The 18141-nt window shown below is 59.0% G+C and carries 16 protein-coding genes and 4 tRNA genes; 6 read left to right on the top strand and 14 right to left on the bottom strand.

Annotation, left to right across the window (positions count from 1 at the left end):
* The 6 genes from BMY54_RS26155 to BMY54_RS26130 all read right to left on the bottom strand — a co-directional run.
* On the bottom strand, nt 1-3107 hold a 3107-nt coding region (locus BMY54_RS26155), incomplete at its 3' end, for a DUF6531 domain-containing protein (protein ID WP_093440135.1).
* Between the two features lie 241 nt (nt 3108-3348).
* Nucleotides 3349-3756 carry an SEL1-like repeat protein gene (locus BMY54_RS26150; protein ID WP_093440130.1) on the bottom strand — a complete coding sequence of 136 codons (408 nt, stop codon included), beginning with the start codon at nt 3754-3756 and terminating at the stop codon, nt 3349-3351.
* Nucleotides 3757-4128: a hypothetical protein gene (locus tag BMY54_RS26145; protein WP_003223109.1), complete on the bottom strand. Its 372-nt coding sequence runs from the start codon at nt 4126-4128 to the stop codon at nt 3757-3759.
* Nucleotides 4125-4466 (bottom strand): helix-turn-helix domain-containing protein, encoded by a 342-nt coding sequence (locus tag BMY54_RS26140; protein ID WP_093440125.1) that lies wholly within the window; start codon nt 4464-4466, stop codon nt 4125-4127. Before BMY54_RS26140 ends, BMY54_RS26145 begins: the two co-directional genes overlap by 4 nt.
* 112 nt (nt 4467-4578) lie before the next feature.
* Nucleotides 4579-5034, bottom strand: a complete 456-nt coding sequence (locus BMY54_RS26135; RefSeq protein WP_007919749.1) for a YkvA family protein — start codon at nt 5032-5034, stop codon at nt 4579-4581.
* Nucleotides 5035-5328: 294 nt separating this feature from the next.
* A complete protein-coding gene (locus tag BMY54_RS26130; RefSeq protein ID WP_007919751.1) occupies nt 5329-6045 on the bottom strand; it encodes a BamJ family beta-barrel-assembly machinery protein in 717 nt (238 codons plus the stop codon).
* Nucleotides 6046-6315: 270 nt separating this feature from the next.
* Here BMY54_RS26130 and BMY54_RS26125 point away from each other — a divergent pair, with 270 nt between their 5' ends.
* Complete coding sequence (locus tag BMY54_RS26125) at nt 6316-8124, top strand: di-heme-cytochrome C peroxidase (protein ID WP_093440120.1); 1809 nt, start codon at nt 6316-6318, stop codon at nt 8122-8124.
* On the top strand, nt 8121-9287 hold the full coding sequence (locus BMY54_RS26120) for a catalase family protein (RefSeq protein WP_093440115.1): 1167 nt from the start codon (nt 8121-8123) through the stop codon (nt 9285-9287). Before BMY54_RS26125 ends, BMY54_RS26120 begins: the two co-directional genes overlap by 4 nt.
* A gap of 114 nt (nt 9288-9401) precedes the next feature.
* Here BMY54_RS26120 and BMY54_RS26115 read toward each other — a convergent pair.
* The 4 genes from BMY54_RS26115 to BMY54_RS26100 all read right to left on the bottom strand — a co-directional run bounded on the left by BMY54_RS26115 (nt 9402) and on the right by BMY54_RS26100 (nt 9936).
* Nucleotides 9402-9478, bottom strand: a tRNA-Asp gene (locus BMY54_RS26115).
* A gap of 19 nt (nt 9479-9497) precedes the next feature.
* Nucleotides 9498-9573, bottom strand: a tRNA-Val gene (locus BMY54_RS26110).
* 191 nt (nt 9574-9764) lie between these two features.
* Nucleotides 9765-9841, bottom strand: a tRNA-Asp gene (locus tag BMY54_RS26105).
* A gap of 19 nt (nt 9842-9860) precedes the next feature.
* Nucleotides 9861-9936: transfer RNA gene (locus BMY54_RS26100), tRNA-Val, on the bottom strand.
* A 159-nt stretch (nt 9937-10095) separates the two neighbouring features.
* Here BMY54_RS26100 and rdgC point away from each other — a divergent pair.
* The 3 genes from rdgC to sugE all read left to right on the top strand — a co-directional run bounded on the left by rdgC (nt 10096) and on the right by sugE (nt 12564).
* On the top strand, nt 10096-11016 hold the full coding sequence (gene rdgC, locus BMY54_RS26095) for a recombination-associated protein RdgC (RefSeq protein ID WP_064390914.1): 921 nt from the start codon (nt 10096-10098) through the stop codon (nt 11014-11016).
* A 148-nt stretch (nt 11017-11164) separates the two neighbouring features.
* The gene (locus BMY54_RS26090) at nt 11165-12130 is read left to right on the top strand and encodes a bile acid:sodium symporter family protein (RefSeq protein ID WP_093440111.1); all 966 of its coding nucleotides are present in this window, start codon (nt 11165-11167) and stop codon (nt 12128-12130) included.
* Nucleotides 12131-12249: 119 nt separating this feature from the next.
* Complete coding sequence (gene sugE, locus BMY54_RS26085) at nt 12250-12564, top strand: quaternary ammonium compound efflux SMR transporter SugE (protein ID WP_003223093.1); 315 nt, start codon at nt 12250-12252, stop codon at nt 12562-12564.
* Nucleotides 12565-12678: 114 nt separating this feature from the next.
* Here the strand turns inward: sugE and BMY54_RS26080 are convergent, their stop codons facing one another.
* The 4 genes from BMY54_RS26080 to BMY54_RS26065 form a co-directional block, all read right to left on the bottom strand.
* Nucleotides 12679-14553 carry an MFS transporter gene (locus tag BMY54_RS26080; RefSeq protein ID WP_093440107.1) on the bottom strand — a complete coding sequence of 625 codons (1875 nt, stop codon included), beginning with the start codon at nt 14551-14553 and terminating at the stop codon, nt 12679-12681.
* A gap of 99 nt (nt 14554-14652) precedes the next feature.
* Nucleotides 14653-15804, bottom strand: coding sequence for a TDT family transporter (locus tag BMY54_RS26075; RefSeq protein WP_093440169.1), 1152 nt, complete (start codon nt 15802-15804; stop codon nt 14653-14655).
* 105 nt (nt 15805-15909) lie between these two features.
* Entirely contained in the window at nt 15910-16221 is a 312-nt protein-coding gene (locus tag BMY54_RS26070) for a cupin domain-containing protein (RefSeq protein ID WP_093440102.1), read from the bottom strand.
* Between the two features lie 51 nt (nt 16222-16272).
* A complete protein-coding gene (locus BMY54_RS26065; RefSeq protein ID WP_093440097.1) occupies nt 16273-17460 on the bottom strand; it encodes an MFS transporter in 1188 nt (395 codons plus the stop codon).
* A 91-nt stretch (nt 17461-17551) separates the two neighbouring features.
* Between BMY54_RS26065 and BMY54_RS26060 the strand changes: the two genes are divergently transcribed.
* Nucleotides 17552-18094, top strand: a complete 543-nt coding sequence (locus BMY54_RS26060) for a TetR/AcrR family transcriptional regulator (RefSeq protein WP_093440092.1) — start codon at nt 17552-17554, stop codon at nt 18092-18094.
* Nucleotides 18095-18141: the final 47 nt, after the last annotated feature.

Here is an 18141-nt window from a genome sequence, read left to right as displayed (position 1 = left end):
CCGCAGGCGTCGTAGCGGTAACGCAGGGTGCCCCAGCCCTGATGCTCGGTGATCAGCCGGTCCTGACGGTCGTACTCGAAGGCCAAAGGATGTTGCTGGCCGTCGTCGACCCCCATGAGTCGGCCGAGTCGGTCGTATTGGTAAGTGATCTTGATGCCGTCGGGCAGGGTTTTGACCAGCAGGCGCCCGGCAGCATCGCGTTTATACGCGGTGAGTAACTGTGAGCCGTCATCGCCGAACTCGGTCTTTTCCAGCAGATGGCCGTTGAGGTCATAGGCGTACGCGGTGCGGCGGCCGTCAAAACCGCTTTCCTGACGAATCAGCCCGGTCGGCGTGTAGTCCAGTCGGTACTTTTCCCCGGATTCGTTTTCAATCTCGGTGAGCAGCAGTTGCGCATGGTCATAGCGGTATTGCACCCGCGTGCCGTCGGGGTTGATCCGCCGCGAAACCAGGTGCAGATCGTCGTCATACTCATAACGGGTGATGTGCCCCTGTTCATCGCGCTCGGCGGTGACCTGACCGTAGGCGCCGTAGCTGTAGGCGCGGGTGCTGCCGCCAGGAAATGTCGTCTGAATCAGTCGGCCAACGGCATCCCAATGTTGCCGGGTGACCGCACCGTGTTCGTCCGCAGTTGTGGTCCGCCGCCCCAGTGCATCGTAGGAAAAGCGCCGCACGCCACCATCGGGCAGGGTTTCCTCGGTCAACTGGCCAAGGCTGTTCCAGACCAAACGATGCCGGCTGCTGTCCGGATAACGGATCGACAGCAATTGCCCCCGGGTGTCGTAGTAGTAATGGGTGACCTGACCGTCGGGGTCGACCGCTTCGGTGACATCGCCCTCGGCATTGCGCCGGTAGATCCACACCGCCTCTCCGCGAGAGCGTTTGTGCCGGAAACCGTTGCGATACTCGTAGGACGTGGGCGCCTCGTCCGGCGGAATCAGCGCGATCAGCCGTCCGACCTCGTCGTAGCGGTATTCGGTGACGGCGCCTAACGCATCCTGCTCGGCGATCAGCCGCCCCGAGGCGTCATAGGCCTTGAGCTGCTCGCCACCATCCGCCGAGACTTGACGCACCAGCCGCGCACGCTCGTCGTGGACGTAGGTCTCTTCGGTGCCATCGACGTAATGCACCGCGACACTGCCGTCATCGTTCCAGACGTAGCGCGTGTCCATCTGCGAGAACGATGCCCAGTGCCTGACACAGCGAGCGGCTTTGCCCGACCGCTCCCACTCCCAGAAGAAGCTCGCGCCGCCGGCCAGTTGCCGCTGCAGGATCACGTGAGCGTCGTCGTAGTCGTAACGCTCGCTTTCACCGACGGCGTTGCTCGCTTCGATCAGATGCCGGTACGCGTCGTAGCGGTAACTGACCAGCGCCTGTTCGGTACTCCAGGCACCCTCGCGAAACACCTGATAATCAACACCCAGCAACTGCGCCTGCTCATAGCGCAACAGCAGTGAGCGCCCGGCGCCATTGTCCAGGCGCTGCACCCGGTCAGAGCGATCGCGTTGCACCGTCAGACGATTGCCATAGGCATCGCTGATCGCCGTCAGCCGTCCTGCACGAAAGTGATAAAAGCGCGCCGTGTCGCCGGCCAGCGCCAGGATCAGTTCCTCCGGTTCATCGCCAAGGAAAATCGCCGCCCGCGACAGGCTGTTGTGAATTGCCGGTCGTTCAACGCTCGGCAACGGAAAACGGGTGCGGCGGTTTTCGTGGTCGACCCAGACCACAAATTCGCCTTCAAACGCCAGCCGATGCGCCAGCGAATGACTCCAGCCAAAGCCCAACCCAACATCGATTTCGGCGGCGCTGGAGCGATACAAGCGCGTGAACTCAAACGGCAACACGCCATCGAGCAGCGCATCGTTCAGGGTCAGCAGTTCTTCGCCAGTAACCATCGACACCGGACAACCGTTGGTGCAGGTGCGCGGTACGCAATCGGCGCTGTCGCCGTTGGGGTTTTTCGCCTGATCCGGCGAGTCGTCGTGATGCTCGTCTTTCTTCAACAAGGTGTTGCGCTGCGCATTCCAGCGCAATTGCATCCGGCCTTTTTTCACCCCGGCGGCGATGCCACGGGCGGCAACGGTTTTGTATTGATCGACGTATTTGATGAACCCTTCGACGATGCCAAACATCGCCTTCACCAAACGCTTTACCGCCGAGAGCAATTGCACGGCGCGGTCCGCCAGACGCAGCGTCAGATAAGCGATGCCTGCGCCACCACTGACGAACGTCAAGACGACGCTGATCAGCACATCGATGAGCAACTGCACCATCATCATCGACGCCGCTTCAGCAGTTTTGCCGGCGATTTCACTGGGTGGCAGCATCTCCAGCCAAAGGCTGGCAGTGCGCAGCAATAGACACAGCGCCGCCTCGTCACTGACCAGCAGTTGCAGCTTCTCCATGACCTCGGGCGCGGTTTTCGCCAGCTCGATCAGATCCGCCGCACCACTGCCCAAGCGCTCAGCAAACTGACCGGGATCCTTGAGAATGTCCGAGAGCAAGCCAATGCTGTCCCACACGCCCTCGATCGCCGCCCAACTCCCGGCCAGCATGCCGTTGCCCGCCGCCGTCGCCACCGACTGCGACCATTGCGGCTTTAAACCCTGCCATTCACTGCGCAGCCAGCCATCCAGCTCAGCAGTCAGGCCGTCATAGGCTTTGAACAGGTCCTCGACCTGACCCGAAGTGACAGCGCTGTGCACCTGCACCCGGTAGAATTTGCCAGGTATTCCTTTGAATGAGCCCTTGCCTTGCGCATCAAGGGTGATGGGGGTGGTTTCGCCACTGTCCATGGCGATCACATCGACCACGATATTGCCCAGCGGAATGTGGTAGACCGACTCGAATATGCTTTCGATCAGCATCGGGCCACTCTTCGGGCACTGGACGACACCGGAGAAAAACGCGTTGTCGGTGCTGCTGACGGCAGTGCTATCGGAGCCGAAGCGAATGATCCGCTCCATGCCCACCAGTGACGGCAGATCCGCCGCGTGGCTGACCTCGTCCGCCGCGCGACTGGCCCAATGCTTGAGCTGTTCGCGGTAAACGCTGAGGGTGTCGGGAAAGCTGTCGAGTGCTTGCTCGATGCGGGTGACGGCGTCCATCAACGCACGCGGGTGGGCGAAGTGGGCTGGATAAGCGGATCAAACATGGGCGTTCCCTCGCGCAAAAAAATTAGGCGCGGGAACTGTGCGGGGGATCAATCGGGAAAGAAGTCAGGCAAGTAGGCGATGACTGTAGGACTTGTCTGTAAAAAACAACTCACAGATAAACAACCGCGCAAAAACGCAAACGCGGCGTGAGGAAAACCTCACGCCGCGTTTGTTCGGGCAGACATAAATGGATTTACAGTGTTGAGTCGCGAGTACTCAGCTCTTTCAATTTGAGCTCCGCCAACGGGTGGCCGGCTTTGGCCGCCATGCCCCACCAGCGTGCGGCTTCGGCAGGATCCGGCGGTTTGCTCGGCGTTCCGGCCAAACTGATCACGCCGACCTGATAAGCCGCTTTGCCATCACCCGCGAGCGCGGCCAGCCGCAACAGGCGCACTCCTTCTTCACGTGCACCCAGGCCGACACCACGAAAGGTCAGGATGTGCCCGTAGAAGCTTTGTGCACCAACATCGCCAAGGTTGGCCATGCGCGCAAACTGCCCTTCAAGCCAGCGCCAGCCTCGCGGTTGGCGGACAAACCACGACCAGTGAAACAGCCTGCGCGCCAGCCAGTAACTGGCCCGCGCCTTGAGTCGTAAAAACACTCAGGCCTCTGCCGATTCCGGGTACTCGTACTCGAAGACCCTGACCACTTCCGAGGCATGCCAGGAAGCCGCGGCAACGCCGTCGGATGGCCCGGAAAAACGCCCCAGACGTTCAACGCATTCAAAGAAACCCGTGCGCGGCAGGCGACTCGCGCCCTGGCTGATCACCAGCGAACTGCGCAACGGTTGTTCGGCCTTGGCATCCAGCGCGGCCAGATGTTCAAGCGCGGCCGTCAGGGTTTGCATGGCCGGCGTCGGCAATTGCAACCGCTCGAGCAAGGCCCGATAAGTCAGCAGATGGCGCTGGCGACGCGCCTGATCAAGTTCCCCGAGCAATCCGTCCCAATGTTGACGACTGATGCGTACGCTCACGATTCATCCCTCCACCCTGGCACCGTCAATTCCCAGGCCAGGCTGCGGCGAATCGCGGCGTCGGGCTGACGCTCGCCACTTTCGATCATGGCCAGATAAGACGGGCTGATGCCTACCGTGCGGGCCAGCGCCTCAATGGCGATGCCCTTCCCTTCGCGCAAACTGCGTAGTTGATCCAGACCTGGAAGAATCGCGTCTGGTGAGGCCGCGAGCGGCGTGGCTGCCGGACGCGACGGTGTTTCGTTGATGCCTGCTGCTTTTAGTAGAGCCTGATACTGAGCCCACGGCAGAACCGCGTATTCGGGTTCGCCATCGCGTGCAATTATCTGAATATCCATGACTACCCCGTAGGACAACAACACTTAGCGAGTCGGCACTTTTCCCTAGAAGTGTAATCCTAACAGCGGCTAAGGTCGCGGGGGGTATCTATCTGTAGGTGGGTGCTGAGAATCAGGTTTTTTTCGGCCCCTGCAGTTGCAGTTGCTCGGGGGTATCCGGCAGGCGTTCGACGACTGCCAGTTTTTCCGGTTGCTGACGGTTGCGCCACAGGCGAAACGCATTGAGTTCATCGTCGAGGGTTTTCATCAGCCAGGCGAGGACGGCGATGTCGTCGAGCATGCCAAACACGGGAATGAAATCCGGAATCGCGTCCACCGGGCTGAGGAAGTACATCAAACCCGCCACCACCGACACCAGGGCTTTGCCACTGATAGCGCGGTACTCGCCGCGCCAGTAGGCCAGGCACAATGCCTGAAGCAAGCGTAAATCGTCCTTGAGTTTACCGAGACGATTGCCTTGCGCGGCGCCTTTGCTGGCAACCGCAAACAGTAAGGTCGGTAAACGGCCACGCGCCAGCAGACGGCCGGCCAAGGGCAGGAATCGAGCGAAATTCCACGGAGCTTTCATCTATTCCTCCCGTTGAAATGTTATCCACACAAATTGTGGATAACCTTGTGAACAGAGCTGCATTTCAGCGCTGAAAGCCCCGTTTCATAAGGGCTGCGCTCAGATCGGGCGTTTTTTACTCACATAAAAAACCCCAATATTTCATTGACTTGGCTGCTCAGGGCGGCTAGCGATGGCAGTCTCATTGGCTATGACTCTCCCGACCGCCATCGGTTCGCTCTGTTTACCCTTGCCAGGGTCCAGATGCAACAACGCCCCGCATAAGCGAGGCGTTGTTGACAGACCCGTTACCGATTACTTGGCAGCAGCGGCTTCTTTGGCTGGATCCTTGATGGCCAGCAGTTCCAGGTCGAAGACCAGAACCGAGTTGGCCGGGATTGCCGGGCTTGGCGACTGTGCGCCGTAAGCCAGATCGCTAGGGATGTACAGTTTGTACTTCTCGCCAACGTGCATCAGTTGCAGACCTTCAACCCAACCCGGGATCACGCCGCTCACCGGCAGATCGATCGGGCTGCCGCGCTCGACGGAGCTGTCGAATACGGTGCCGTTGGTCAGCTTGCCGGTGTAGTGAACGGTCACTACGTCAGTCGGCTTAGGCTGTGGGCCATCAGCTTTCTTGACGACTTCATACTGCAGGCCGGAAGCGGTGGTTGTCACACCAGCTTTCTTGCCATTTTCTTCGAGGAATTTCTTGCCGGCGGCTGCCGACTCTTCGCTCATCTTGGCCATACGCTCTTCAGCACGCTTCTGCAGCGCGGCGAAGGCTTCGACCAGTTCTTCATCTTTCAGCTTCTGTTCTTTCTTGCCGACGGCATCTTCGATGCCCTGGGCTACCGCTTTGGAGTCCAGATCATCCATGCCTTCCTGAGCCAGGCTCTTGCCCATGTTCAGGCCGATACCGTAGGAAGCTTTTTGCGCCGGGGTTTTCAGCTCTACGCTGGTCTGCGAATCACAACCCGCGAGGACCAGGCTAACCAGGGCAACCGCCGCCGCCAACCGATGCTGTTTCATGCTATTTCCTTGTTCATGCGCCGAAAGGGCAATCGAGTAAAGCCGCGAGCTTATCAGGCCGCCACGACCAATGGCTACCGGCATGAGAGCAGGAATCTTCCGATAAGTTCAGGGATTAAAACGCATTGGCGCGAAGCGACGATGAAGCTTCTGTCATCTCGTCCCGGCAATCGGCGTCGTTTCTTCTTGCATCATCTGGCGTAATGGCCACTTGCCGCACAGGGCCAGGCTCAGGCATAACAGCGGAACAAATCGACAAGGATGTTTATCTTGCGCCTCTTATTCCGTGTGCTGACCCTGATCGTCGTGCTGCTGGGACTGGTTCTCGCCGTGGTCCTGTATTACGTCGCCAATCCGAAACTGCCCTTCTACACCCCCGCCGAGCAGGTGCATTACCTCAATCAGTGGAGTGACGAAGACCGGCAAACCTACTATTTCACGCCCCAGGGTACGCAGGTCAAAGGCCTGCGCTATGAGTGGTTCCAGGCGCTGGAACTGCCCTTCTCGGCGCAACGTTTCGCCTCGCCTGATTACCTGGCGCGTTTCGGTTTTCTGATCGACCCACAGCAGAAAGCCACGACGACCAACCCCGGCAACCTCCCCGTCGGTTTTGCCCGACATCAGAATCCCGGCAGCACCGAACAATATCTGGACATCACTTGCGCCGCTTGCCACACCGGCGAATTGCGCTTCCAAGGTCAGGCCGTGCGAATTGACGGAGGTACCGCGCAACATGTGCTGCCGTCCAGTGTGCCTACTTTGCGCGGCGGCAGTTTCGGACAGGCATTGGTGGCAAGTCTGACCGCGACTTACTACAACCCATGGAAATTCGAACGTTTCGCCAGAACCGTGCTGGGCGACGAATACGACGCGCGTCACGAGCAATTGCGCAAAGACTTCAAAACCTCACTGAATACATTCCTCAAAGTCGCCTGGAACGATACCCATCGCGGCCTCTACCCGACCGAAGAAGGCCCCGGCCGCGCCGATGCCTTCGGACGCATTGCCAACGCGACGTTTGGCGATGCGATTTCCCCCGCCAACTACCGCGTGGCCAATGCCCCGGTGGATTATCCACAGCTCTGGGATATGTGGTCATTCGACTGGGTGCAGTGGAACGGCTCGGCGCAGCAGCCGATGGCGCGCAATATCGGTGAAGCGTTGGGCGTCGGCGCCACCCTGAATTTTTTCGATGACAACGGCCAGCCACTGCAAGGCGAAGCACGCTATGCCTCCAGCGTGCGTGTGCGTGATCTGCACAAAATCGAAGAAACCCTGCAAAGGCTCAAGCCACCAGCCTGGCCAGAGGATCTGTTTGGCGCCATCGACAAACCCTTGGCAACCAAGGGCTGCACGCTGTTTGTCGAGAACTGCGCCGGTTGTCACGTACCGCGCCAGACTCAGGAAGGTGAGCGCTGGGTGCAGCATTTGCACATGCTGCCGGTCGCTGTCATCGGCACCGACCCGACCGCTGCCGACAATATCGCCAACCACCGTTTCGACCTGACAGCCCTGCAGTGGGATCTGAAAGAGCTGGAAAAAATGGACGTCAAACTGCATCCGACACCCAAGGCGCCACTGGACCTGAGCCAAATGTCGGTGGCCAAGGGCTTGGCTTACGTCACCGCCTTCGTCGAAGACCGCGCCTATCGCGAAGCCAACGTCACGCCGCAGGAAAAACCACGCCTGGACGGCTTCGGCCTGCCCATCGGCGTGCGCGAAAAACTCGCCTACAAGGCGCGCCCGCTGGCGGGTGTCTGGGCCACCGCGCCGTTTCTGCACAACGGTTCAGTGCCGAGTATTTATGAGTTGTTGTCGCCGCAGGATGAACGCGTCACGACCTTTTTCAAAGGCACCTTCGAATACGATCCGCGACATTTGGGGTATCGCACCGAAGCGTTTACCAATGGCTTCCTGTTCGACACGCGCATCACCGGCAACCACAACAGCGGCCATGAATTCCGTGCCGGCGAACGTGGCAACGGCGTTATTGGCCGGCTATTGCAGCCCGAAGAACGCTGGGCACTTCTTGAGTACCTGAAAGTCCTCGGCGGCCCACTGGAGGCGCAACTGCCATGATCTCAACCTTCAAGAAAGAACAGTCGCTGCTGGCCAGAATCTGGTTGTGGCTGGGTCGTGTACTGGGCAAGGTTCTGTTGATAGCGCTCGTCATCGGCCTGTTCGGCTGGGCCATCGCTACGGTCTGGTTTGCCTGGCAACACCGTGGCCCGGTGTCGGCGCAGGAGCAGATTCCCAGCGGCGAAGCGGCGATGACCCAGGACGTGATCCAGACCGCCGTACGCATCGTCGATCAACACCGAGAAAGCACACGATATCTGCGCGACGCCCATGCCAAGGCTCATGGTTGTGTAAAAGCTCAGGTGCAGGTGTTGCCCCAACTGGCGCAGTCGCTGCGACAAGGCGTGTTCAGTGAGCCCGGAAAAACCTGGCAAGCGATGATTCGCCTGTCCAATGGCAATGCCTATCCACAGTTCGACAGTCTGCGCGACGCCCGGGGGATGGCGATCAAACTGCTCGATGTGCCGGGAAAATCCTTGCTGCGTGACCGCCAGGAGCAGCGCGAGCAGGATTTTGTGATGTTCAGCCACCCGAACTTTTTTGTCAGTGACGTCGCCGAGTATCGTCAGAACGTGTCGGCGCAGGCTGACGGCAAAAAGGTCATGGCATTTTTTCCGGGATGGGACCCGCGCACATGGCAGGTCCGCCATTTGTTTATTGCACTCGCAACCCTGTCACCGCCGCCGGACAGTCCGACCGCGACCACTTATTTTTCGGTATCGCCGTACAAATTTGGTGAAGCCAATGCAAAGTTTCGGGTGGCGCCCGCCCCGGACAACTGCCCGGACTACACACTGCCAAAACAGAATCATGATTTACCGAACTTCTTGCGCAGCGCCTTAAACCAGCAACTGTCGACGGACCGGATACCGGCGTGTTTCGTCCTGCAGATCCAGCGTCAGGATGCCAACAAGTACATGCCGATCGAAGACACCAGCATCGAATGGCGCGAGCAGGATTCGCCGTTTGAAACCGTGGCGCGGATCACTCTGCCACCGCAGGACTTCGATACACCGGCGCTGAATCTGGCGTGTGACAATCTTTCGTTCAATCCGTGGTTCGGGCTTGAGGCGCATCGGCCGATTGGCGGGATCAACCGCTTGCGTAAAGCGGTGTATGAGGCGGTGAGCGACTATCGGCACAGCCAGAATGCCGCGCAGTAGAACGGTGTCAAAGCACCTTTGAGGACATGGGATCAATAAATCCCGGACAGCAAAAAGCCCGCACTAGGCGGGCTTTCTGTGGAATCTGGCGTTCAGTGTTCCAGATTCCGAATATGGCGCAGCGGACGGGACTCGAACCCGCGACCCCCGGCGTGACAGGCCGGTATTCTAACCGACTGAACTACCGCTGCGCGAAACGCTTGAAACGAATGGTGGGTGATGACGGGATCGAACCGCCGACATTCTGCTTGTAAGGCAGACGCTCTCCCAGCTGAGCTAATCACCCTTCGCTTCGTTACGGGACGCATTATGCCACAAGTTTTCGTAAAGTGTTGATTTAATTGAAGTTTTTTTCAAATAAATCCGAAAACCAGTAAAACGACACATCCCGCGGGTACAACCTTGGAGCAGAAAAAAACCCGCCTTGGCGGGTTTTTCCGTGGTGACCTGGCGTTCAGTGGTCCAGGTTACCGAATATGGCGCAGCGGACGGGACTCGAACCCGCGACCCCCGGCGTGACAGGCCGGTATTCTAACCGACTGAACTACCGCTGCGCTAAACACTTGAAACGAATGGTGGGTGATGACGGGATCGAACCGCCGACATTCTGCTTGTAAGGCAGACGCTCTCCCAGCTGAGCTAATCACCCTTCGCTTCGGTGTGGCGCGCATTCTACGGAGCGACCCAACCTCTGGCAAGCACTTTTTTAAATAATTTTCTCAGGCCTTCCAAAGGCTTAGAGAAGGGTTGGCCTATGGGACGGCGAAGACAATAATGCCCCCCTTTGTATAAAGGAGAGACTCACCCCATGTGGTTCAAAAACCTGCTTATCTATCGCCTGACCCAAGACCTGCCTGTCGATGCCGAGGCGCTGGAAACTGCACTGGCCACCAAACTGGCGCGTCCATGTGCAAGCCAGGAGTTGACCACCTACGGTTTCGTCGCGCCGTTCGGCAAAGGCGAAGATGCTCCACTGGTGCACGTCAGCGGTGACTTCCTGCTGATTTCCGCGCGTAAAGAAGAACGCATTCTGCCGGGCAGTGTCGTGCGTGACGCGGTCAAGGAAAAGGTCGAAGAGATCGAAGCCGAACAGATGCGCAAGGTCTATAAGAAGGAACGCGATCAGATCAAGGATGAAATCATCCAGGCGTTCCTGCCGCGCGCCTTCATCCGTCGCTCGTCGACCTTTGCCGCTATCGCGCCGAAACAGGGCCTGATCCTGGTCAACTCGGCCAGCCCGAAACGTGCCGAAGACCTGCTGTCGACCCTGCGTGAAGTGATCGGCACCCTGCCCGTCCGTCCGTTGACCGTGAAAATGGCACCGACTGCGGTCATGACTGACTGGGTCACCACGCAAAAAGCCGCTGATGACTTCTATGTACTGGACGAGTGCGAACTGCGCGACACCCACGAAGATGGCGGTATCGTGCGTTGCAAGCGTCAGGATCTGACCAGCGAAGAAATCCAGCTGCACCTGAGCACTGGCAAAGTCGTCACTCAATTGTCGTTGGCCTGGCAGGACAAACTGTCGTTCATGCTCGACGACAAGATGACGGTCAAACGTCTGAAGTTCGAAGATCTGTTGCAGGATCAGGCGGAGCAGGACGGTGGCGACGAGGCACTGGGTCAGCTGGATGCCAGCTTCACGCTGATGATGCTGACCTTCGGTGATTTCCTGCCAGCGCTGGTTGAAGCGTTGGGTGGGGAAGAGACTCCTCAAGGCATCTAAAGCCTTGTGATGTCAAAACTGTAGGAGTGAGCCTGCTCGCGATGAGGGACTGACATTCAACTAATGTGTTGATTGAAAGACCGCTATCGCGAGCAGGCTCACTCCTACATTTGTTTTGTGGTGTTCATTTAATAATAAGGAACAGGCCATGCGCGCACTGGCTGCACTCAGCCGCTTTGTCGGCAATACCTTCGCTTACTGGGTTCTGCTTTTCGCGGTGATTGCGTTCCTGCAACCGGCGTGGTTCCTCGGCCTGAAAAGCGCGATCGTGCCGCTGCTCGGGCTGGTGATGTTCGGCATGGGCCTGACCCTCAAACTCGACGACTTCGCTGCTGTCGCCCGCTATCCATGGCGCGTAGCGCTGGGCGTGGTTGCACATTTCGTGATCATGCCCGGTGTGGCGTGGTTACTCTGCCAAGTGTTTCACCTGCCGCCGGAAATCGCCGTCGGGGTGATTCTGGTCGGTTGCTGCCCGAGCGGCACCTCGTCCAACGTCATGACCTGGATGGCCCGAGGTGATCTGGCATTGTCGGTGGCCATTGCTGCCGTTACCACCCTCCTCGCCCCGCTGCTGACCCCGGCACTGATCTGGCTGCTGGCTTCGGCGTGGTTGCCGGTGTCGTTCATGGAGCTGTTCTGGTCGATCCTGCAAGTGGTGCTGCTGCCGATCATTCTTGGTGTGGTTGCCCAACGCATGCTCGGTGACAAGGTTCGTCATGCCGTGGACGTGTTGCCGCTGGTATCGGTGGTCAGCATCGTGATCATTGTCACCGCCGTGGTGGCCGCCAGTCAGGCGAAAATCGCCGAATCCGGCCTGTTGATCATGGCCGTGGTGATGCTGCACAACAGCTTCGGTTATCTGCTGGGCTATTTCACTGGGCGTTTGTTCAAGTTGCCGTTGGCCCAGCGTAAATCATTGGCGCTGGAAGTCGGCATGCAGAACTCCGGATTGGGCGCGGCATTGGCCAGTGCGCATTTTTCGCCATTGGCGGCGGTGCCGAGCGCACTGTTCAGCGTTTGGCACAATATTTCCGGGGCACTGCTGTCGACGTACTTCCGGCGCATGAGTGAAAAGGAAGATCGCGAGTCGCTGGCGCAACAAGCGGCAGACTGAGGCGCAAACTTGATCCCCGGGTTAATGCTCGTCACACTATTGCGCAACGCGGGGACGACCCTGCGGCTCGATCGAGTTATTAATCTGGGGACGACCCCGTCTATCGATGGAGGTCTTTCATGTCCTGGATCATTCTGTTTTTCGCCGGCCTGTTTGAAGTCGGCTGGGCCGTCGGCCTGAAATACACCGACGGTTTCACCCGCCCGCTCCCCACCGTTCTGACCGTTGCGGCCATGGCCATCAGCCTTGGCCTGCTCGGTCTTGCGATGAAGGAATTGCCGTTGGGCACCGCCTATGCGATCTGGACCGGCGTCGGTGCGGTGGGCACGGTGATTGCCGGAATCATCCTGTTTGGCGAGTCGATGGCGTTGATTCGGCTGGCCAGTGTGGCGTTGATCATTACCGGGTTGATTGGGCTTAAGGTCAGCGCTTAAGCCACTACCGCTTTCGCGAGCAGGCTCGCTCCCACATTCGATCGCGTTCCGTCAGAGGAATACGATCAACTGTGGGAGCGAGCCTGCTCGCGAAGAGGACCTTAAAATCGCCGGCTATCTGACTGCCCCGCGCAACTCCCCGACCAACACCTGCAACGTCGCCGGCTCAGCAGCATCAACGCCCACCGGCGCTCCTGCCACCAGCGTCACCCGCGACCACAATCGGTGAAAAAACCCTTTGTTCGGATCGCGGCTGAAGAAACTCCCCCACAGCCCTTGCAACGCCAGCGGAATCACCGGCACCGGCGTCTCTTCAAGAATCCGCGTCAAACCGCCCCGGAACTCATTCATCTCGCCATCCGCCGTCAGCTTGCCTTCCGGGAAGATGCACACCAGCTCACCGTCCTTCAAATAGTGAGCAATTCGCGTGAAGGCCTTTTCGTAAATCTGGATGTCTTCATTCCGTCCGGCAATCGGAATCGCCCCCGCCGTGCGGAAGATAAAGTTCAGCACCGGCAGGTTGTAGATCTTGTAGTACATGACAAAGCGAATCGGCCGACGCACTGCGCCACCAATCAGCAAGGCATCGACAAACGACACGTGGTTGCACACCAGCAGTGCCGCGCCTTCATCCGGAATGGCTTCAAGGTTGCGGTGTTCGACGCGGTACATGGAATGGCTGAGCAGCCAGATCATGAAGCGCATGCTGAACTCGGGGACGATTTTGAAGATGTAGGCGTTGACCCCGATGTTCAGCAGCGACACCACTAGGAACAGTTGCGGGATCGACAGTTTGACCACGCTCAGCAGCACAATCGAGACGATGGCCGAGACCACCATAAACAGTGCGTTGAGAATGTTGTTGGCGGCAATCACCCGCGCGCGCTCGTTCTCGGCGGTGCGCGACTGGATCAAGGCATACAGCGGCACGATGTAGAAACCACCGAAAATGCCGAGACCGAGGATGTCGACCAACACCGCCCAGGTGTGCACGAAGCCCAGCACTTCAATCCAGCTGTGGCCGCTGACGCTGTCGGGAATCCCGCCGGAATGCCACCACAGCAGCAAACCGAATACGGTCAGACCGAACGAACCGAACGGCACCAGACCGATCTCCACCTTGCGCCCGGACAGCTTCTCGCAAAGCATCGAACCCAGCGCAATCCCGACCGAGAACACGGTAAGAATCAGGGTGACCACGGTCTCATCGCCGTGCATCCATTCCTTGGCGTAGGCGGGAATCTGCGTCAGGTAAATCGCCCCGACAAACCAGAACCACGAATTGCCGACAATCGAGCGCGACACCGCTGGCGTCTGGCCCAGACCGAGTTTCAGCGTGGCCCAGGATTGACTGAAAATGTTCCAGTTCAGGCGCATTTCCGGGGAGGATGCCGCCGCGCGCGGAATGCTGCGGCTGGCCAGATAACCCAGCACGGCGATCCCGACGATGGCGCAGGACACCAACGGTGCATAGTGCGAAGAGGACATGATGACCCCGGCACCAATCGTCCCGGCGAGAATCGCCAGAAACGTGCCCATTTCCACCAAGCCGTTGCCGCCCACCAGCTCATCCTCGCGCAAGGCCTGCGGCAGGATCGAATACTTCACCGGCCCGAACAGCGCCGAATGGGTCCCCATGGCGAACAGCGCCACCAGCATCAACGACAAGTGATCGAAGAGAAAACCGATCGATCCTACGGCCATGATCGCGATTTCCGCGAGCTTGATCAGACGGATCAGCGCGTCCTTGGCGAATTTTTCCCCGAACTGCCCGGCCAGTGCCGAGAACAGGAAAAACGGCAGGATAAACAGCAAAGCACACAGGTTGACCCAGATCGAACGGTCACCCTCGATGGTCAGCCGATAGAGAATGGCGAGGATCAGCGACTGTTTGAACACGTTGTCGTTGAACGCGCCGAGCGACTGCGTGATGAAGAACGGCAAGAAGCGCCGGGTGCGCAGCAGGTTGAACTGTGAGGGGTGACTCATCTTCCGTGTTTCCCTGATGTTTAAGGTAGAGAGGCCTGGGTACTGCTTATTGGATTCTCGAACAGCGATCCAGGCCACACCTTACCTAAACTTTTCCGGTTATTTCTTCAAACCTGCGATGCACGGCGAGACAAACAGCTCGCCCCGCCAGGCGCCTTGCACGGTACGTTTGCCGACGATCAGCCACATCAGCGCCAGCAACATCACCAACAGCGTGCCGACGACACTGAAAAACGTCAGGTTCAGGCTGCTCGCCAGTTTCAGGGTTGCCAGCGAATACACGCCCAACGGGAAGGTGAAGCCCCACCAGCCGAGGTTGAACGGGATGCCGTCACGCAAGTAACGCACGGTGATCAGCAGCGCCATCAGCATCCACCACAGCCCGAAGCCCCACAGGGTAATGCCGGCAATAAGCCCAACACCCGAGGCAATTTCACCGATACCGGGCAGACCGTTCGCCGCGAATATCGCCGGCGCATCACCGCCCAACAGCAACATGCCCAGCGCACCGGTGCCGATCGGGCCGAGGGCCAGCCAGCTCGACGCCGCCATATTTTCGTGGGGCAGTTTGTGCAGGGCCATGCGCAGCAGCAGGATGGTCAGAATGCTGAACGCTACCGGTAGCGAAAAGGCCCAGAGCACGTAGCTTGTCGTCAGTACCACCAGTTGTGAATGGGCATCGGTGAGATGCGGTGCGAGTAAACCACCGCTGGCCGCCGCCACCTCTGCCGCCACGACTGGTAGCAGCCAGACGGCGGTCATCTGATCAATGCTGTGTTCCTGACGGGTAAACATCATGTAAGGGATCAACACGCCGCAGGCCAGCGACATGGCCACATCGATCCACCAAAGCACTTCGGCGAGGTGAATCACGCCGTCACCCCAGCGCGGCAGGCCAAACAGCAGAAAGCCGTTGATGATGGTCGCCAGGCCCATGGGAATCGTGCCGAAGAACATCGATACCGTGGAGTGGCCGAAAATCCGCCGCGCTTCATCAAAGAACAGAATCCAGCGCGCGGCGTAGGCAACGGTAAACAGGCTGAATAACAGAATGTTGAACAACCACAAACCTTCAGCAATGGCGTGCAGGCCTGGAATGGCCAATGGCAGTTGCGCCAACGCCAACGCCAGCACACCCGTGCCCATGGTCGCTGCGAACCAGTTCGGGGTGAACTGGCGGATCACTTCACGCGGGTGCTGAAGCTGGCGGAACGGTTTGATGCCGGGTTTGGCGCTGTTGGGGCAAGTCATCATGGAGTCCTCTCCTCTGGTGAGGTTGAGTCCATGGTAGAACCGAATCGAATATCTATATAACGGGTAATTTCTCTATCTGTTATCTGTTTTGCCTATAAGCAGTCAAACGCTGCCTTCGCTCTCGATCACCAGAATCCGCGCTGCGCCCTCCGGATGGGCGACGTGCTCGGTGCCGACCGAGGCGTAAAAGATGTCGCCAACGTCGAGCTGCACATGCTTTTCTTCGCCGTTTTCGCGATAGCGCATCAGCACTTGACCATCCAGCACCACAAACACTTCCTCGCCGTCGTTGATGTGCCATTTGTACGGCTGATCCGTCCAGTGCAGGCGCGTGGTGATGCCGTTCATGTTGGCAATGTCCAGCGCGCCCCAGGCGCGCTCGGCGGTGAAGGTCTTGCTGCGAATAATCTTCATGAGTCGATCCGTGAGAAGAAGGCTGGGCAAGGCTAACCGAAATCGAGGGGGTTATGGAGCGCGGCACACTTTGGCTGCGGCTGGGCGCAGGCTGAGTAACAGCGCGCCAATGGCCAACACGATCAACACCACCCCGTAACCATCGGTGGTTGCCAGCAAACCGTAGCTACGCGACAAGTGCCCGGCGAGCAACGCCGGCAGGCAGAACGCCAGATAACTGAGCACGTAATAGGCCGCCATCAATCCTGCCCGCTCATGGGGCAAGGCCAGCGGCACCAGGCTGCGCACGGCGCCGAGGAATCCCGAGCCAAAGCCGCAACCGGCCACCAGCGTGCCGAGGAAAAACAGCGACAGGCTGGCGCTGTGCACGCCCAGCAGAATCAATACCAGACCGATCGGCAGCAGGCTCGCGCCCAACTGCAAGGCCCGGACGGCAGGACGATTGCGCATCGTGAAAATCATCAGTGCACCAGTCACGGTCAGGGCCGCAACGGTGGCGCCGCCGATCAGATTCGAGTCCGAGCCAGTGGCGGTGCGCACCAATGACGGTGCCAGCGATGCATAAAAACCGCCGAGCGCCCAGGTTGCCGTGTTCAGCGGCAACACGCGCCACAAAGTGGCTCGCGCTTGAGTCGGCACGTGCAGTGTCGGCCGCAACGAGGCCCACGCCCCGGCTTGCGGAGTGACGCTTTCCGATAAGCGCCAGACATAAATACCTTGCAATACAAACAGTGCGAGCAGCAGCCAATAGGTCAGTTGCAACGGCGCCGGCGCAAACTCCGCCAACAAACCGCAACCCATGCCGCCCAAGGCCATGCCGAGCAACGGCGCGACACTGTTGATCAATGGCCCCTGCTGACGATCCGTGTCGAGCAGGGTCGCGCTTAAAACAGCGGTGGCCATGCCGGTGGCAAATCCTTGCAGAACACGCGCGCTGATCAGCCACGCCACGCTGTCGGCGTAGATAAACAGCAGCATCGCCAACGCGTTGAGCAGCACGGCGGCGAAGATCACCGGTTTGCGTCCCAGGTGATCGGAAAGCGAGCCGACAGTTAATAGCGCCGCCAACAGACTGAGCGCATAAACGCCGAAGATCAGCGTCAGCATGGTTGCCGAGAAGTGCAGCTGATCCTGATACAGCTGATACAGCGGCGTTGGCGCCGTGGATGCTGCGAGAAAACTCAGTAAAGTAATCGCCAGAAACCACAGGCTGGATCGATTGGAAGCAAGGCTAGTCATGGGCACACTCCGCAAAAGCTAATTTTTTGCTTTTGCGGAGTGTGCTACTGCCTTGCGCTTAAAGCAAATTCTTTGTGTTAAGGTCTGCCGCATGGCTATTAAAGAAGGTTTACGCCCCGGCGGCCGCAGTGCCCGGGTGCAAGATGCAATTCATTCGGCAGTCCGTGCGCTCCTGCAAGAACAGGAGCGCTCGAGCGTGACCGTCCCGCAGATCGCCGCGCGGGCAGGCGTTACACCGTCGACGATTTACCGGCGCTGGGGTGACCTGTCGGCATTGTTGGCCGACGTCGCCCTCGCCCGCATGCGTCCGGACAGCGAACCGGCGCAAACCGGCAGCTTGCGCAGTGATATTCGTGCGTGGGCTGAGCAATATCTCGACGAGATGAGTTCGGAGCCTGGGCGCAACATGATGCGCGACGTGCAGGCCAGCGCTACGCCGGGGTATTGCGTGACGATCATTGGTGCGCAGTTGCAGACGATCGTTGAGCGGCATCCGGATGAAATGGCGCCGAGTGTTGATCGGTTGATCAACCTGGTGGTTGCGCCGGTGGTGTTCCGGATTCTGTTTTCGGCGGCGGCGCTGGAGGTGGATGAACTGCATCGGCTGATCGATATTGCGCTGCGTCAGGACTGACGCCTTCGCGAGCAGGCTCGCTCCCACAGTGGAATGCATCGCAAATA

It is taken from the genome of Pseudomonas sp. ok266 (assembly GCF_900110195.1).
Taxonomy (GTDB): Bacteria; Pseudomonadota; Gammaproteobacteria; order Pseudomonadales; family Pseudomonadaceae; genus Aquipseudomonas; species Aquipseudomonas neuropathica.
The sequence above is the reverse complement of the archived record's forward strand: the minus strand, read 5'-3'. Positions and strand labels throughout refer to the sequence as shown.

Excerpts from the sequence above, each read along its gene's own strand:
- BMY54_RS26140 (WP_093440125.1), bottom strand. The coding sequence starts at position 4,466 with ATGGATATTCAGATAATTGCACGCGATGGCGAACCCGAATACGCGGTT.
- BMY54_RS26135 (WP_007919749.1), bottom strand. The coding sequence starts at position 5,034 with ATGAAAGCTCCGTGGAATTTCGCTCGATTCCTGCCCTTGGCCGGCCGT.
- BMY54_RS26130 (WP_007919751.1), bottom strand. The coding sequence starts at position 6,045 with ATGAAACAGCATCGGTTGGCGGCGGCGGTTGCCCTGGTTAGCCTGGTC.
- BMY54_RS26120 (WP_093440115.1), top strand. The coding sequence starts at position 8,121 with ATGATCTCAACCTTCAAGAAAGAACAGTCGCTGCTGGCCAGAATCTGG.
- rdgC (WP_064390914.1), top strand. The coding sequence starts at position 10,096 with ATGTGGTTCAAAAACCTGCTTATCTATCGCCTGACCCAAGACCTGCCT.
- BMY54_RS26090 (WP_093440111.1), top strand. The coding sequence starts at position 11,165 with ATGCGCGCACTGGCTGCACTCAGCCGCTTTGTCGGCAATACCTTCGCT.
- sugE (WP_003223093.1), top strand. The coding sequence starts at position 12,250 with ATGTCCTGGATCATTCTGTTTTTCGCCGGCCTGTTTGAAGTCGGCTGG.
- BMY54_RS26080 (WP_093440107.1), bottom strand. The coding sequence starts at position 14,553 with ATGAGTCACCCCTCACAGTTCAACCTGCTGCGCACCCGGCGCTTCTTG.
- BMY54_RS26075 (WP_093440169.1), bottom strand. The coding sequence starts at position 15,804 with ATGACTTGCCCCAACAGCGCCAAACCCGGCATCAAACCGTTCCGCCAG.
- BMY54_RS26070 (WP_093440102.1), bottom strand. The coding sequence starts at position 16,221 with ATGAAGATTATTCGCAGCAAGACCTTCACCGCCGAGCGCGCCTGGGGC.
- BMY54_RS26065 (WP_093440097.1), bottom strand. The coding sequence starts at position 17,460 with ATGACTAGCCTTGCTTCCAATCGATCCAGCCTGTGGTTTCTGGCGATT.
- BMY54_RS26060 (WP_093440092.1), top strand. The coding sequence starts at position 17,552 with ATGGCTATTAAAGAAGGTTTACGCCCCGGCGGCCGCAGTGCCCGGGTG.